This is a genomic window from Streptomyces sp. CC224B, from assembly GCF_030010595.1.
Lineage (GTDB): Bacteria > Actinomycetota > Actinomycetes > Streptomycetales > Streptomycetaceae > Streptomyces > Streptomyces longispororuber.
This window is the reverse complement of sequence record NZ_JASCXL010000127.1, coordinates 1-15,895: the sequence shown is the minus strand read 5'-3', so window position 1 is coordinate 15,895 and position 15,895 is coordinate 1. Positions and strand designations below refer to the sequence as shown.

The following is a 15,895-nucleotide window of genomic DNA, read 5'->3' as shown; positions in this document are numbered from 1 at the left end:
CGCACCCGCTTTCGTACTCGTGGAAACCCGCGCCCCTGCGGGATTCCGCGAACGGATCCTGTGTAAGCAAGGAGGCGGACAAGCGGAGGGGGTCCGCGGCTCCGGTCCGTACCGAGAGGGGCGGCCGGAGGGAGGACGCGCGGCTCAGGTCCGTATTGAGAGGGGCGGCAGGCTAGGGCACCACAGCTATAGCTCCGGCCCGCACCAAGGGGGAATGGCATGGACCGGCTCACGGATCTGCTGATGACCGAGCGGCGCGGCGTGGATCCGCGCGCCGCCGGGACGGGTGCCGCCCGGACGGGTGCGGGTTCCGCCGGGACGGGTGCGGGTTCCGCCGGGACGGATGCCACCCGGACGGGGACGGATGCCACCCGGACGGGGGCGGGTGCCGCGCGCGGCCCCGCGCCCCGACGGCCCGCCCCGGGCGGCGCCCACGCCACCGTGAGGGAGGAGGAGTGGTGCGAGGTGGCTGCCGCGCTCGCCGCCGGTGAGAGCAAACGGGCTCGTGCGCTCCTCGACGGCCCGCTCGCCTCCGACGGCCTGCCGTACGACCACCGCACCCTGGCCCGGTCGCTGCGCGCCGCCGCCTTGCACATCGAGCACAACTGGACCCCGGTCGCGGGCACGTCGTTCCTCCCGGCCGGGACGTCCGCCGCGCTGGCCTCCGCGACGGCGGGCCTGGAAGCGGCCGTCGCGGCCGTCGGCGACGAACGGCTGCGCCGCTGCGCCGAGTTGGCCGGATCCGTCCTCCCCGCCGCGCTCGGCGCCCGGACGATGCTGGGCCACCTCGCCCGCACCCGCACCGCGCAACAGGAAGCCCGCACGCACGGGGCGGACGAGCCGTGGGTGCACGCCGACCTGGCCCCGGACATCGCACTCGTCCTGCAGTCCTTCGACGCCACCGGCGGAACCACGGCCCCACCCGCCTACCGCGCGTTCCTCGCGGCGGACCTGCGCTCGCGCGCCGCCGACCCGGCCCGGGCCCGGGCACTGCTCGCGGCGGCCCGGCAGCGCGCCGCCGAAGACACCGAAGACACCGAAGACACCACCGCGGGCGGCCCGGCCTACGATGGCCACGCCGAACTGCTCATCGGGGAGTGGCTCCTGGGAGCACCGGACGCGGCACACCGCGCCCTGGCGGTCCCCGGCGGGCCGGCCGCCGATCCGGACGCCGCGGCCGCGCACCTCACCGAGGCCGCGGCCGCCTACCGCCGGGCCGGCTCCCGCAGCGGCCAGGCCGCGGCCGCCCTGCGTCTCGCGCACGCGGCCCGGCTGCGCGGCCGGACCAAGGAGTGCCGCGCCGCGCTCGCCCAGGCCCTCGACCTGGCACTCCGCGCCGGCGACGGCGCCTGCGCCGCACTCGTCCGGGTGCAGACCGCACTGGACGCCGTGGCGCGGGGCGCGACAGCCGACCCGGCCGGGGCGGAAGCCGTCCGGGCCTGGGGCTCCACCGTGGGCAGCGGCTCATGGGTGACGGGGCTGCGCGGGATCGCCCTGGAGCACGCCACGTCGTGGATCGGCACGGGAGACCTCGTCCGCGGCCGGGGCGCCCTGCTGCTCGCGGACCGGCTCTCGGACGACGTCGGGACGGCGGAACGCGCTGACGCCTGGGCCCGGTTGTACCGCTCCGCCGGGCACCGCCGGGCCGCGCTCCTGCTCACCGATGTGGCCATGGCGGGCCTCGGCGCCCGCGTCCGCACAGGTCCGGCCGCGGAGCACTTCGGCGACCTCCTCGCCCTCGTGCACGCCGCGCAGCTCCTCCACCACCACGCCCTCGCCCTGGGCGACCCGGACCTCCTCACCGCGGCGGGCCTGCGCCTCGGTCACACCCTTGAGGCCGTACGCCGCCTGCCGGACACGGACGCGCGCCTGGCCGGGACGCTCGATCTGATGGCCGGAGACCTCGCCGAACTTCCCGTGTGGAAAGCCCTCTTCGCGGCACGGCGTGAGCGCGCCGCCGGACTGCCCGACGAGGCCGACAGGCACGCCGAAGAGGCCCTGCGCGAGGCGGACCGGCTGGGCAACCACTACGCCGCCTGCTCGGCCCTGGTCGAACTCCGCCGTCTCCCGGAGGCCCACACACGCGCCCGGCGGATCGACGCCGCGGGGCTGAGCGCCCTCCAGGCCACCGCACTGTGGCTGCGGGTGGGCGACCCCGAGAAAGCCGCCACGACGGTCCAGGACATCGGCCGCCACGGGCCCGAACCGACCGACGCCTGGGAACTCCCCGCACTGCACGCGGAGTTGCGGCTCAAGCTCGGTGACCTCGACGCGGCTCACCGCGCGGCCGCACAGGGCGTGGACGCCTATGAGCGGCACCGGGCCCGGCTCGCCCGCGACGCCCTGCGCTCCGCGTCCGCCGACTCCCCGGTGGTCGCCGGGCTCCACCACACCGCGGTCCTCTCGTGCCTGCCCCCGGAGCCCTGCGCGGGCGCGCCGGCCGCCACCGCGTTCGCCTGGGCGGAACGCGCCCGCTCCGGCTTCCTCGACGCGGTACGCGCCCTCGACGCCACGGGGTACCCGGGCACGCGTGCCGCCGTCCGCGCCTGGCTGGCGGCCGGGACCCGGTGGTCGGCCCGGTACGAGGAGGGCCTGGCGGAGATCCGCCGCGAGGCGGCCGCTCCCGGCCGCGCGGCCCGCGGCGACGCGCGGGAGCGGCTGGCGCGGATCGCCGCGGCCGAGGCGGAGCTGGACGCCGCCGAGGCCACCGTACGGCGGCTCGCGCCGACGGCGCTCACCGCGACGCGCGGTGCCGACCTGCCGGACGCGGCGGCCGTCGCCGCCGCCCTGCCCCCCGACACGCTGCTGCTCACGTACCACACGTGCGACGAGGACCTGGTGGCCTGGGCGGTGACCCGCGACGGGGTGCGGGCCGAGCGGCGACGGCTCTGGGCGGGGGAGGTGACCGCGACGGCGCGCCGGTTCCACGGCGGCTGCGCGCACGGGGACAGCGACGGCCCCGCCGCGGCCCGGGAACTGGCGACCTGGCTCCTGGAGCCCTTCGCCGCCGAACTCCGCAGCCACCCCAGGGTCGTGGTGGTACCCCCGCCCAGCCTGTCGCTGCTGCCGTTCCACGTGCTGCCCTGGGGCGGTGACACCCTCGGCCACGGGCACGTCGTCTCGTACCTCCCGGCGGCCTCCCTGCTCACCCGGGCCCGCCGGTGGGACACACCGTGGCCGCGGGCCCGCGCGCTGCTCGTCGGGGACCCGGACCTGGCCCCGGGGACCGGTCTCCCGCCGCTGCCGGGCACGGGCGTCGAGGCGGCCTCGATTGCCCGGCTGCTGCCCGGCGCGCAGCTCCTGAGGGGACCGGACGCCTCGCGCGACCGCGTGCTGGCGGCCGCCCCGGAGTGCGAGGTGCTGCACCTCGCCACCCACGGCCAGGTCGACGACCTCTCGCCCAGCCGCAGCAGGCTCGCCCTGACCGGTACGGACACCCTGGACATGGCCGACCTCATCGGCTGCGCCCGGGCGCCCCGCCTGCTGGTGCTCTCGGCCTGCAACTCGGGCCGAGGCACCGCCACGGCCGGCGGCGACGTCCTGGGGCTGACCCGCGCGGCGATGATCACCGGGGCGCACGGGGCCGTGGTCTCCCTGTGGCCGGTGGGCGACCTCACAGGCTGCCTGGTCATGACACGGATGTACGAGCGGCTCACCGGCGACACGGCAACCGGCGGCAGGGCAACCGACGGCAGGGCAACCAGCGGCAGGGCAACCAGCAGCACGGCGACCGACGCCACGGCAGCGGACGTGCCGACAGCCCTGCACCACGCGCAACGAGAGGTACGCAAGATGACCGGCGTCGAACGCCAGGACCTCTACGCCGAGTTGGCCGCCGCGGCCGACGCCCCGCCCTCGGCCCCCGGCACGCGCGACAGCGAACCGCTCGCCGCCCCGGCCGCCGTCGCCGGCGCACCGCGCCACTGGGCGCCGTTCATCTACGTCGGCGTCTGAGGACCCCGATGCATCCGAGGGCCCCGACGGACCGGACAGGCCCAGGACCCCGCCGCCGGACCACCCCCGGCGGGGCGGCGACATCGACACCGTAACCACCGGGGAACCCCCGGGGCACCACGACCCGACAACCACCTGGAGGCGATATGACCCGACGTGCTCTCTTGCTCGGCTCCGCGACCTACGGCCTGCAAGGCGTGGACAACGACATCGACCAGATGGAGGACGTCCTCACCGCACGCGGCTTCGATCAGGCCATGATCACCACCTGCACCGGAAAGGACGCCACCTACCACGGCATGACCGACGCCCTGCGACAACTGTGCCGGGACGCCCAGCAAGGCGACACGGTCGTCGTGTACTACTCCGGACACGGCGCCCTCACCGACGGCCTGCAGTACCTGGTGCCCGTCGACGTCGAGGAGAGCACGGCCGACGACTTCCGGGGCCTGCTCGGCGCGGAGCTCACCGAGGTGTTCCGCCGCCTGACCGAGAAGACCCCCAACACCACCTGCGTACTCGACTGCTGCCACGCGGGCGCCCTGGTCCGCGGCCCCGGCCGGCTGCGCCTCAAGTCCCGCTCCCTGCCCGGCCTGCCCATGGCCGCGGCACACGAGCGGGCCGCCCGCATCGGCGGAACCGACCTCGAACTCGTACCGCACCTTGTACGCCTGACGGCCAGTCAACAGGCCGAATCGGCGTACGAGGCGCCGGTGGACGGAGACGGAGGCCGTGTCCGGGGGCTGTTCACGGACGCCCTGGCCGCGTTGCTGCGCGACCCCCGGACCGGCGGCCTGCCGTGGACGGTGCTGCTGCGGCGCGTGCGGGACCGGGTGAAACAGACGTCGGACCAGTGGCCGGACGCGGGCGGCGAGGCGGGGCGGCTGCCGTTCTCCCTGGACGTGCCCCGCCAGCCGGAACTCCTGCCCCTGGAGCGCGTGCACGGACGCTTCCGCGTCCCCGGCGGGCAGGTCCTCGGCCTCGGCGCGGGCGACGTCCTGAGCGTGGTGTTCCCCGACGACACCCCGCACGAGGAGGCCGCGGAGGACCGCACCCTGACCGTACGCGGCGAGGTCCGGGGGCTTGACGGCGCGGACGCGCTGGTGGACCTGGAGCCGGAACCGGCCGGACTGCGCACGGCGCAGCTTCCGCCCGGGGCGTACGCCGTCCCCGTGCGGCTGCACGACCGGCGCCGGGTGCACCTCGACGCCGCACTGCCGCGCGCGTACGCGGCCGCACTGCGCGCACAGGTCGCGTCGTGCCCGCGCCTCGCCCTCGCGGACAGCGCCGACGACGCCTTCGCGACCGTACTGCCGGGCGCCGGGGGCGGAGCCGTGGTCCACCTCTGGGACCGGCTCCCCGCACGCACCCCGCTGCCCGCCACCCCCGAGGCGGTACGGGACCTCACCGCACTCCTGGAGACGCTGGCCCGGGGCGAACGGCTGCGCGCACTCGGCGACCCCGACGACGGCCAGCGCCTGGAGGCATCCGTCGAGGTGCGGGCCGAACGCCAGCCCGGCACCGGCGACGGCTGGGAACCGCTCGCCCCCCGGGGCGCGACCCTCCACCCCGGCGACCGCTACCGCCTCACGGTCACCCACGACGGCGACCAGGTGCTCTACGCCTGGATCGTCGCCGTGGGGCTGAGTGGCCGCACCGAGCTGGTCACCAACGACCAGCCCAGCGGGGTACGGCTGCGCGCCCGGGGCTCCGGGCACGACACCACGGTGTGCCTGGGGCCCGTACGCCTGTTCTGGCCCGATGACGTACCGAAGGAGGGGCCGCGCCCCGAGACCGTCCACCTGCTCGTCGGGAACCGGCCGGTGGACTTCACCCCGCTCGTCTCCAGGGGTGCCCGCGAACGCGCCCGCCGCCAGCCGGACCACCCGCTGCGGCACCTGCTCGACGAACTGTGGGACGGCGCGAGGGAGCACCGCCGCGACCAAGAGGCGCAGCGCGACCGGGAGTTGCACTACCGCGTGCTCTCCCTCCACGCCCTGATGCGCCCCCTGGATCGCGCCTGAGGACGCGGTGTTCATGAGCAGCCAGGCGTACGATTTCGCCATCTGGCCGACAGCGTGCGGTGAGGGGGGGACGGCCATGGCGGGCGGGGGCACACGGCAGCGCTTCCCTGCCGGGCCCTGGCCGCACGGCAGCTTCCTGGCGGTCCTCGCCGCGGCGTCGGCACCGGACACCGCGACCGCGGACCTCCTGTCGGCGAGCACCCCGCGCACCTACGACCCGCACGAGATCCTGCTCGCCGAGGGGGACACCGGGACGTTCGTGCTGCTGCTCCTCAGCGGCGTCGCGAAGGTGACCACCGTGGCGCCGGGCGGTGAGACCGCCCTGCTCGCGGTCCGCCTCGGCGGCGACCTGGTCGGCGAGTTCGCCGCCTTCGACAACCAGCCGCGCTCCGCCACGGTCACCGCCGCCAGCCGCGTACACACCCGGCGGCTCTCCCAGCGGACCTTCCTGCGCTGGCTGAACGACCACCCGGCGGTGGCCCTCGCCGTCGGCCAGAGCCTCGTCCGCAAGAACCGCTGGTCGGTGCGGCGGCGCGGCGACTTCAGCAGTTGCCCCGTGGCCACCCGGGTCGCCCGCGTCCTCGCCGACCTCGCCGAGGACTACGGACAGCGCGGCGGCGACGGCGCCCTCAGCATCCCGGGCCTCACCCAGGCCGAGCTCGCCGGGCTCGTGGGCGCCCGCGAACGCAGCGTCCACGAGGTGCTCGGCGCGCTCGCCGCCGAGCGGGTGATCGACGTCGGATACCGCCGGGTGACCGTACGCTCGCTGCCCGGTCTGCACGAGGCCACCGAACTGCCCCCCATGCCCACCTGAAACCGTCCCGCTCGCGGGCGCAGGAGGTACGGATGGACCACTGGAGCACGGACGGCCCGGACGGCCCGGACGGCGTGGCGGATGGCGCGGACGGCGTGCCGGACGGGGCGGAGGGCTTGGCGGATGTTCCTGACGCCGTAACGGACGTTCCGGGCGATGTGACGGACGGCCCGGACGGTGCGGCGGACGTTCCGGACGACGTCCTCGCCACCGTCGACCTCCTCGACGAGAACGCCCCCGTGCCCAAGGGCGGAGCCCCCGCGCCCGCCGCCGCACGGGCCTGTGGCGCCCAGTTGGGGCACCCGCTCCTGTACGCCCTCCCCGCGGAGCCCGGTGACACGGGGCCCGGCGGCACCGGACGCCGTCACCGCGAGCTGCTCCTGTGCTTCCCGTTCGACCTGGAGGAACTCCCCGACGGGCGCCGCTACCGCGAGGCGGAGCTGACCGTCGACCTCGACGACGGCCTGCGCGCGCTGACCCTGTACCCGGCCTCGGTCCCGAGCCCGGCGGCCCCGGCCGCACCACCCGTCCCGCGCGACGCGGACGTGACGGCGTTCGGGCTCGGAGGGAGCCGGCTGCGCTGGGTCTTCCGGGCGCCCGACGGCGACGGGCTCCGCCCGGACGGACGCTGGACACAGATCCTCGTCCGGCTGCCGCCCGGCACCGCCGAAGTCGCCGGGCGGATCGGACTGAGCGCGGTCGTCGAACGCCCGAAGCTGTTCGGTGTGTGGCCCCGCACCCCGGCCCGGCTGCCGCAGGGCGTGCCGTTCCGGCTGCCGCTGGAGGAGGCCTGGACGACCACCGGCCCCCTCACCGCCCACGCCGCTCTGCCGGGGGCCTGGGCTCTCCCGTCGTACGAGCCGCGCACGCCGCACGACGCGGACGAGCAGCCGTACGAGGGTGACGACGGCGGCGCGGAAGAGGCGCACGAGCCGCTGCGCGCCCACCGCCCGCACGAGGACCGGCCGCCGGGCGGGGCGGAGGAGGACCTGCCGCCGGGCCTGCGCAGGCTGTGCCTCGCCGTGGACATCGAGAAGTACAGCGCCCGTGACAACGCGGACATGGTCCGGCTGCAACGCGTCCTGCTGCGCACCCTGCGCGCGGCCTGTGCCCGCGCCCGGGTGGGGTGGCACACCTGCGGCCGACAGGCGCAGGGCGACGGCTACTTGTTGGTCATGGCCCCCGGTGTCGACGAGACCCGGGTGGTGCCCGCCCTGCTCGGAGGGCTGGCCGACGGCCTGGCCTCGGCCAACGGCGCGCTGCCCGCTCGCGCTCCGCGAGGGCCGGGGCCCGCACCCGGCCCGGACGGCCCGCCCCGGCCGCTGCGCATGCGGGCGAGCCTGCACCAGGGCATCGTCCACGAGGCGGACAGCGGCTGGGCGGGCTCCGCCGTGGTCGCGCTGTTCCGCGTCCTCGACTGCGGCCCGCTGCGGCAGGCCCTGGAGTCGGACGCGTCGGCCGTCCTCGCGGTCGCCTTCTCCGACGGCCTCTACCAGGACCTGGTGCCCCACGGGTACGCCGGTCTCTCGCCCGAGGGCTTCCACCGCGTGGACGTGCGCAACCCGGCCAAGGACTTCACCGCGACGGCCTGGATCAGGCTGGGCCCCGGCACCTGACCCGGGCCGCCGCCCCGCCCCGTACGCCGTACGTGAGGCACTTGGGGCGGGGCGTCGGCACCGCTCGTCACTCGCACAGCAGAAGGACGATCAGGACCGCGGCGAGTCCGAGGGCCACGGACGCGACGGCGATGCCCCGCGCGCGCCGGACGCGTGCCGCGCATCGAGGGTCTCGGCAGCGGCCAGCGTCCACTCGCCCGTGACGACCAGGACCCGTCCCAGGATCCGCAGCGTCCTGGCGGCGCCCCGCAGGTACGGCGCGCGTGACCGGGGAAGAGGGCCGCGCGGACGGTGGGCGGCGGCCCGGGAGGGCCGCCTGCAGATTCCTCTCCGAACGGTAGGGGTCCACCTCGGCGACGCGCAGCGCCGTACCGGTGGCGGGGGGCTCGGCGTACGCGCTGGAGCTCACCGGGTGGTCGTCGGAGTCGCCGGTGAAGAACGCCTTCACCGGCGCGGCACAGACCTCGTGGACCCAGTCGAAAAGGCCGTCCGTGGGCGGCTGCGGGCGGTCCAGACACACCATGCCCTCGACGAGCGGGGTACGACGGCTCCCGTGCAGGGCGTACTCGCTGTCCAGCCCGACGTCGGCGCCGCGCAGGTGGGAGACCTTGTACAGGACCCAGAGCCGGAGGTTGCCCCGGTCCCGGTACTCCCGGAGGTAGGCGGTGTCCTCGGCCGTCTGCCCCGCCGCCACGTCGGACAGCAGATGGTGCAGGTTGCAGGAGACCAGGAAGTCGGGGGCCACCACGACGTGGAACCCCGTGTCGACCGACCGGGTGATCGCGAAGGGCCACCCGGAGGTGCCGGCCGGGAACGGGACGACCGAGGGGTCCGGGGCGTCGGGACGCGGCATCACGCCACCTCCCCCGCCACGAGCGATCCCGGGTGGACCGCCTCGAACTCGGCCAGGACCGAGTCGAACAGCTTGATCATGGCGTTCATCGCCTCCTGCCTGGAGCGCGCGCGGAGCAGGTGCGCGCGCAGTTGCTCGCTGTCCTCGGCCTCCTGCCGCGCGAGCCGGCGCTCGCGCTCCTCCACGAACGACACGAAGGCGTCGACCATCGTGTCCTGGATGGCGGCGAGGGCGCGGGAGCCGGCGGCGCGGGTCGCGAGGACCCCGCGCAGCGCGGGCAGCCACTTCACGGCCTCCCGCAGCAGCCAGGGCCGCAGCCCCGTCCACGGCGGCCCCGCCTGCCGGGTCGCCTCCTGCGCGCGCACGCGGTGCAGCTCGCGGGTGAAGAGGTCCACGAGGACGGCCATCAGCGGCACTTCGACGTTCACCGGCCGGGGGAACCGCCCCTGCTTCACCATCGTCCGCCCGTCGGGGCCGAGCGTGGCGAACCCCGGGCCCAGGGAGCTGACGGGGATGAAGCGGAGCGCGCCCTCGTCCGTGCGGCGCATCCTGTTGGTGTAGAAGTCACGGAACTCCGGGTTCTCCAGAAGCCGGGCGAGGACCCCGCGCACGGTGTGTCCGGAGGCCTCGAGCAGATCCCACTTGGTGACGAGGAAGTGGGCCACCGCCTTGCTCGCGCCGATGGCACCGAGGACCGGCACCAACTCGTCGACCAGCCGGCTGTCGCCGTCCAGGTACCGCAGCACCTTCAGGCCGTCGAGCAGCACCAGCAGGAACTCGGACTCCCGCACCCGCTGCCAGACGGCGGCCCCGTACTCCGTCTCCGTCGCCGCCGTGTTGGTGAGGTGGTCACCGGCGAAGTCGAGGTAGTCGAGCGTGAAGGGGCTGTACACCTCGCCCTGTTCGGTGCGGATCGAGCAGGTGAACCGCCATTCCGAGGTGTGCGCGAGGAGGTTGGGGTCGGGCCAGCCGTCCGGGCTGACGATCTGGGAGTAGATCTGGTTCAGCTTCGTCGCCTCGTCCGGCGGAAGCTGGACGAAGAAGCCCACGTCGTCCCGCTGGATCGCGAGGCGACGGAACAGGCTGGCCAGGTAGACCGTTTTGCCGGAGCCCTGCGGCCCCAGCACGGTGACGGGAATGGATGACATCGGACCGGCTCTCCTCGCTGACACGTCTCTGCCGGAGGAGAGAGGGAGACACCCACCGGGCGGCCTCCCCTTCCCCCGCACCCCTCAGTGAAGCCCCGCCGACGCGAACGGATCCCGTAGTGGTGCGGGATCCGGGGCATCGGTCAGGGGGCATCGGCCAGAGGGCAGGGGGGAAAGTGCGCGGACGGCACTCGTGCGGTCACCACCACCCTTCCGCGAGGCCGGTCACGCTCCCGAGCGACGGTGGCGCTGCACGGACCTTTTCGGCCGTGCGGGGCGCTGGTTCTTCGTACGCGCAGGCTCATCGTCCTGATGGGCCCCGGTCAGTTCGACGAGCGGATCGAAGAGGCGGTGCACGAGTTCGACAGCGGCGTCCCGCCCCTGATCGGCACATACGGCGCCGACAACCGCCTCCAGGACGTCGGCGAGGACCGACGGCTTGTCCCGTCCGTTCTCCGCCTCCTCATCGGCACTGATGCGAACGTGGCGCCCCAGCCCGACACCGCGGGCGATGCGAGCCAGGGTGATGCTGTTGACCATTCTCGCCCGAAGGCGGGGCAGCTCTCCTTTGGTCAGGTCGGGATGGTTCCGGAAGAGGGTCTCCGTAGCCACCAGACCGAGCACCGCGTCCCCCAGCGCCATCAAGGGCTCGTTGTCCGGGACTTCGTGAGCCTCCGCGTAGGAGCGATGGGTCAGGGCACGTGCCAGGGTCTCGGGCGTGACGGAGACGTCGAGCACCGCTGACAGCTCCGCAAGAGTGCGGCTGTCTTGTGGCACGCCACGCGGCTCTGTCGCCTCATGATCCGAGGGTGTGCCGGCTTGGCCTCGTGACACGCTGTCCCGTCCTGCCGGGCGGACGTCATGACGTGTCCGAGGATCGGCCGGTGCCTTGCGCCCGCCGCGAAGCCCGTGGGACAGGGACGGGCCACGGCCGAGGAGGCGCAGGGCGTATCGCCGCCCGAACCCCACCGGCTCCTGCGGGCGTGGGCTCACGACAGCAGTCCACGGCCGCGGTGGCCCGAGCCGGGTCAACGCTGCCCAGTACCGGGACACGAAACGGTCATCGACCACGGGCCGCACTCCCTTCCGCCTCGGCGGGGCGCGCACGGGGAGCAGCGGCGGCCTCGTCACCACTGGCGTTCCCTGATACAGGCGTGCCGGACACGGGGGCCGCCGGTCCGCCGAGTGTCTGCCCGAGCTGCGAGAGGAGCACCGGGGCACAGGCGCCGACAGCCAGCAGACCGGCGACGCCCTCCGCCTGGTTCCCCGCGCCGAAGGCCGCGGCGGCTGCCGCACCGAGCACCGCACGAGTCACCGCCACGGCGACATCCGGCCCGGCGTCGAAGTACGCACGAAACCGAGGCGCAGCCTCCGCTGTCTGCGACCGCCTCGCCTGCCTCCAGGCAGCGACACGGTTGTAGAAGTCAAGTAGTTCTACCAGCAGTCCACCACCGGCTCCTAGCAGTACCTGCTGCCAGAGACCCACCCCATCTCCTTCCCTCACTGCCGGATGCTCAGGACTTGCGACCATGGTTCCGCACAGGGACGGCGCCCGGAAGAGCCGTGGCCTGAACTCCGGGGCCTTGGACACCTGTGGCCGGTGCATGGGGCGGTCAGCGGCTGCTCTCCGTCCCTACCCGTACGACGACGGATCCCCGGCGTACTGCCCGCCGGGGATCCGTCCTCTGCCATAGGTGAATAGGCGCCTGTTATGGAGCGAGTCGGTAGGCGTTGGTGATGGTCTCGGTCATGGTGTTGCCGGAGGTGTCTTTGAGGTACACGCGGTAGGAGACGGCCTTGGCCGTCGCGGGGTGTCGCACGCTTGCCGTGCGTGCGCCCTTGGTGTCCGTCGTGACGGCCGCGGTCTTCCACGTCCTGCCCGCGTCGTACGAGACCTTGACGGTCAACGTGGCGATCTTGCCGCTGCCCGCGGCGGCACCGGCGACCTTCAGCGGCACGGCCAGCGGGCCGCCCGCCGGGGACGTCCCGTTCAGCGCCAGTTTCGGTGCGAGACGGACCGTCGACAGCGGCAGCGCGGTGGGCTCCTCGTCAGGCGTCTTCGCCGAGATGAACGTCCAGGCCACAGCCACCTTCGTACTGGTGGAAGCGTCCTTGGCGGCGCGTGTGGCCTCCATGGTCAGCCGGTAGGGGGCCGCGGCGGACGGCAGGTCGGCGATGAGCGCGCCCGGCCCGCCCTCGGCGACGGTACGGCCGCCGGACTCCAGCCGCGTGAAGCCCCCGGTCATGGGTGACTCGCCCGCGTGCCCGGCGCCGTCGTTGAACAGCCTCACGTACGCGTCCACGGAGTTGCCCGCGCGCCGCGCGCCCTGGCTCTCATCGGCCTCCAGGTCGGGACCCACCACACCGGTGTTGAAGTGCAGGGTGGAGCGCTTGCCCGCCGTGTACGCGACCGGGTCCGTGCCATAGGTGATGGCCGGCTCGCCCGCGTCATCGAGCTGCGCCATGGCCCAACTCCAGCGCAGATCCTTGGTGTTGAGATAGCTGGTGCCGGAGGCCGGGAGCTTCAGCTCGCTCGTCGGCGCGAGGGCCGGTCCGTTGCCGTGCACGTCGGTCGGCAGGGCGGAGAGCGTGCCCTTGCGGCCGGTCACGGAGGCGCCGAGGCCGTACTTCACCTCGGCGACCTCCGCCTTGGTGACGGCGCGCTGGAGGCCGGGGAACCAGTTGCCGGTGCGGCCGAAGGCCAGCCGGTAGTCGGTCTTCCCGCCTGCCGTGCCCGGGGCTTCGAAGAGGCCGACGTACTGGGCGTGGAACGTGGGGGAGGCCGTGCCGATCCCGGCGGTGCGGATCACGGTGGTGCCGCCGAGGTTCCAGTTGGCCGCGATGCCCGCGGTCTGGTCCTCGTAGGCGATGTTCGACGCCGTGAGGCGCGCGCCCGGGTCCGGGGCGGTGACGGCGACCGGCTTGGCCTTGCGGGTGTCCAGCGTGATCGCCTGGTCGGCGCCCAGCTTCAGCTTCGGCTGGACGAAGGCCGCGAAGGTCGTCGTCGGCCCGTAGACGGAACTCTCCAGGACGTACGTGCCCTTGGGGAGCCGCACGGTGGCCGGGCCGGTACGGAAGGGGACCGTGAACTTCTTCTGCGTGGCGCGGTCGGTGAGCGTGGTGACGTAGTGGGTCGAGTTCGCGCCGTTGATGTCGAGGTGCTTCACCGTGACGTCGTACGACTCGACCTCGCGGTCCACGATGAGCCCGGTGCGCACCGACTGGCCGTCGCCCGAGGCCAGCACGGTGCCGCCGTAGGCGCCGTCGGCGCTGCCGAGCTTGGTGTCGACCGTGACCGTGGTCTTGGCGGTGCCGCCCGCGGGGACGGTGAGCTTGCTGTCCTTGACGGTGAACATGCCCGCCGGGCCCGGCCGGCCCGCGGGGCCCACGGTGGCGGTGGACAGGGCGAGCGTGACCGGCTTCGTGCCGTGGTTGCGGTACGTGAGCGTCTTGCCGACCGGCCTGTCGTCGGTGTGCGGCCAGGCCTGCGTCCCGAAGGAGAGCGAACCGGGCGAGGAGACGACGGACGCGGAGACGGCGCGCGTCAGGTCGACGCGGCCCGCCCCCTGTTGGTGCGCGGTGAGCTTCGGGTTGGGCTCGGCCGACCCGGTCAGCACGGCCTTGAGCCGCGCGCCGGACCAGGTGGGGTGCTGCTGGAGGAGCATGGCCGCGGCTCCGGCCACGTGCGGGGTGGCCATCGACGTGCCCGACAGGGAGATGTAGCCGTCGGTCGCGTCCTGGTCGGGGGCCTGCGAGGAGGCCGCGGCAGTGATGGCGACACCGGGCGCGGTGAGGTCCGGCTTGGTCACCCCGTCCGCGTTCGGGCCGCGGCCGGAGTCCTCCGCGATGTCGTCGTTCTTGTCGACCGAACCGACGGTGAGGGCCTCAGGAGTGCTGCCGGGGGCGTTCACGGTGCCCGGCTCCGGGCCGTCGTTGCCCGCCGCGACGACGAAGAGCGCCTTGCCGGAGAGCCGGGTGACGGCCTCCTCCAGCGGCTCCGTGCCCGGGGTGTCCAGGCTGCCGAGGCTCAGGTTGACGATCTTCGCGCCCTGGGCGACGGCCCACTCCATGCCGGCGGCGATGCTGGAGTCGGTGCCGCCGCCCTCCTCCTCGGATATGACCTTGCCGTCCAGGATGCGCACGCCGGGCGCCACACCCTTGTACCGGCCGCCGGACTTCGCCCCGCTGCCCGCGAGCGTCGAGGCCACGTGCGTGCCGTGGCCCATGCGGTCCTTGGCGTCGGGGGCGCCGGTGAAGTTCTTCTCCAGCACCTCGACGCCCTTGAGATCGGGGTGCGTCTGGTCGACCCCGGTGTCCAGGACGGCGACCTTGACACCCTTGCCGGTGTAACCGGCTCGCCACATGGTGGGGGCGCCGATCTGCGGCACGCTCTTGTCGAGGGTGGGGCGGACCTTGGCGTCCAGCCACACGTGCGAGACGGCCGGGACGGCGGTGGTACGAGCGTTCGTACGGCCTTCCCGCACCCTCCGCTCGCCCCCCACACCCGTGCCACCGGTGAGCGCCGACCACAGTCCGGACACCCGTGACTTGGGGGTACGGAACGCCTCGCCGCCCACAGCGGGCAGCGCCCGGCGCTCACGGGCGAGGCCCTGGAAGGGGCCGCCTGCCGTGAGGGTGTTCGCCCGGCCGGGGCGATAGCCGACGATCAGCGGCAGCGACGTACGGTGCGCGTCGTCGTACTCGTCCTCGACGAGCCGCGTCACGTCGAAGAGCCGCCGGTCGAGCCTGCCGGCGTCGATCAGCTCCTGCGCGTCCTGCGGCACGACGAACAGGTGCCCGGCCTCACGCCGGACCGAGATCGTCACCTGCTCACGACCTGCGCCGCGGACGAGCTGGACGACCTTGGTGCCGGCCGACTTGCTCGCGGGCGCGGTGCCGTGCGTCTTCTTGTCGCGCGCCTTTTTGCCGCGGGCTTCCTGATCGCGCGCCTGGTCGCGCGCCTTCTCACCGCCCGCCTTCTTGCGGTCCACCGTCTTGTCGTCCGCCGTCTCGCCGTCCGTCTTCTCGTTCCCCGTGGTGACGACCACCCGGTCACCGGTGATCAGGGTGACGGTCGCCGTCCTGCCCTTCCCGGCTTTCCCCTTGCTTCCGGCACTCGTGCTCGTACTCGGCTTCTTGCCCGTGGTCAGGCCGGGCCCGCTACCGGAGTCGGCCGTGGCCACCCCCGCGACCAGTGCGCCGGACACCACGGCGGCCACAGCCGCCGTCCCCACCCTCGATATGACTGCCACCCGATATGCCTGTCTTCTCATGTGACGTGCTGATGTTTCGCCCATTACACGCGATCTTGGTTGCGTGCGGTTCTCCGGGGGATGTCGACCAAGGTGTTCTCCGCGGAACTTGGTCGAAGGTGGAGCTCCTGCTCGCGCTGAGTGGCTTGGGTGGCTTGGGTTAGTGGGTGGGGGTGGTGTGGTGGTGGGTGTGGGTGGGGTAGTTGGGGTGGTTGAGGGGGGTGTGGGTGGTTT

The 15,895-nt window shown here is 74.1% G+C and carries 7 protein-coding genes and 1 pseudogene; 4 read left to right on the top strand and 4 right to left on the bottom strand.

Annotated elements, in window-relative coordinates; genetic code table 11:
- Positions 1-219: 219 nt before the first annotated feature.
- The 4 genes from QK440_RS34650 (at position 220) to QK440_RS34635 (ending at position 8,408) form a co-directional block, all read left to right on the top strand.
- Positions 220-3,954 carry a CHAT domain-containing protein gene (locus QK440_RS34650; protein ID WP_282797225.1) on the top strand — a complete coding sequence of 1,245 codons (3,735 nt, stop codon included), beginning with the start codon at positions 220-222 and terminating at the stop codon, positions 3,952-3,954.
- Positions 3,955-4,100: 146 nt separating this feature from the next.
- A complete protein-coding gene (locus tag QK440_RS34645) occupies positions 4,101-5,978 on the top strand; it encodes a caspase family protein (RefSeq protein WP_282797224.1) in 1,878 nt (625 codons plus the stop codon).
- A 13-nt stretch (positions 5,979-5,991) separates the two neighbouring features.
- Complete coding sequence (locus QK440_RS34640; RefSeq protein ID WP_282797223.1) at positions 5,992-6,792, top strand: Crp/Fnr family transcriptional regulator; 801 nt, start codon at positions 5,992-5,994, stop codon at positions 6,790-6,792.
- A 32-nt stretch (positions 6,793-6,824) separates the two neighbouring features.
- Entirely contained in the window at positions 6,825-8,408 is a 1,584-nt protein-coding gene (locus QK440_RS34635; RefSeq protein ID WP_282797222.1) for a hypothetical protein, read from the top strand.
- 67 nt (positions 8,409-8,475) lie between these two features.
- Here the strand turns inward: QK440_RS34635 and QK440_RS34630 are convergent, their stop codons facing one another.
- From QK440_RS34630 to QK440_RS34615, 4 genes and pseudogenes are all read right to left on the bottom strand, one after another.
- Positions 8,476-9,261, bottom strand: a complete 786-nt coding sequence (locus tag QK440_RS34630; RefSeq protein ID WP_282797221.1) for a hypothetical protein — start codon at positions 9,259-9,261, stop codon at positions 8,476-8,478.
- Positions 9,261-10,409 (bottom strand): hypothetical protein, encoded by a 1,149-nt coding sequence (locus tag QK440_RS34625; RefSeq protein WP_282797220.1) that lies wholly within the window; start codon positions 10,407-10,409, stop codon positions 9,261-9,263. The genes QK440_RS34630 and QK440_RS34625 overlap by 1 nt, the downstream gene beginning before the upstream one ends.
- A 327-nt stretch (positions 10,410-10,736) precedes the next feature.
- Positions 10,737-11,117, bottom strand: a pseudogene (locus QK440_RS34620) (ribonuclease III domain-containing protein); the annotation flags it as partial.
- Positions 11,118-12,118: 1,001 nt separating this feature from the next.
- A complete protein-coding gene (locus QK440_RS34615; RefSeq protein ID WP_282797219.1) occupies positions 12,119-15,628 on the bottom strand; it encodes a S8 family peptidase in 3,510 nt (1,169 codons plus the stop codon).
- Positions 15,629-15,895: the final 267 nt, after the last annotated feature.

Excerpts from the sequence above, each read along its gene's own strand:
- QK440_RS34650 (WP_282797225.1), top strand. The coding sequence starts at position 220 with ATGGACCGGCTCACGGATCTGCTGATGACCGAGCGGCGCGGCGTGGAT.
- QK440_RS34645 (WP_282797224.1), top strand. The coding sequence starts at position 4,101 with ATGACCCGACGTGCTCTCTTGCTCGGCTCCGCGACCTACGGCCTGCAA.
- QK440_RS34640 (WP_282797223.1), top strand. The coding sequence starts at position 5,992 with ATGAGCAGCCAGGCGTACGATTTCGCCATCTGGCCGACAGCGTGCGGT.
- QK440_RS34635 (WP_282797222.1), top strand. The coding sequence starts at position 6,825 with ATGGACCACTGGAGCACGGACGGCCCGGACGGCCCGGACGGCGTGGCG.
- QK440_RS34630 (WP_282797221.1), bottom strand. The coding sequence starts at position 9,261 with ATGCCGCGTCCCGACGCCCCGGACCCCTCGGTCGTCCCGTTCCCGGCC.
- QK440_RS34625 (WP_282797220.1), bottom strand. The coding sequence starts at position 10,409 with ATGTCATCCATTCCCGTCACCGTGCTGGGGCCGCAGGGCTCCGGCAAA.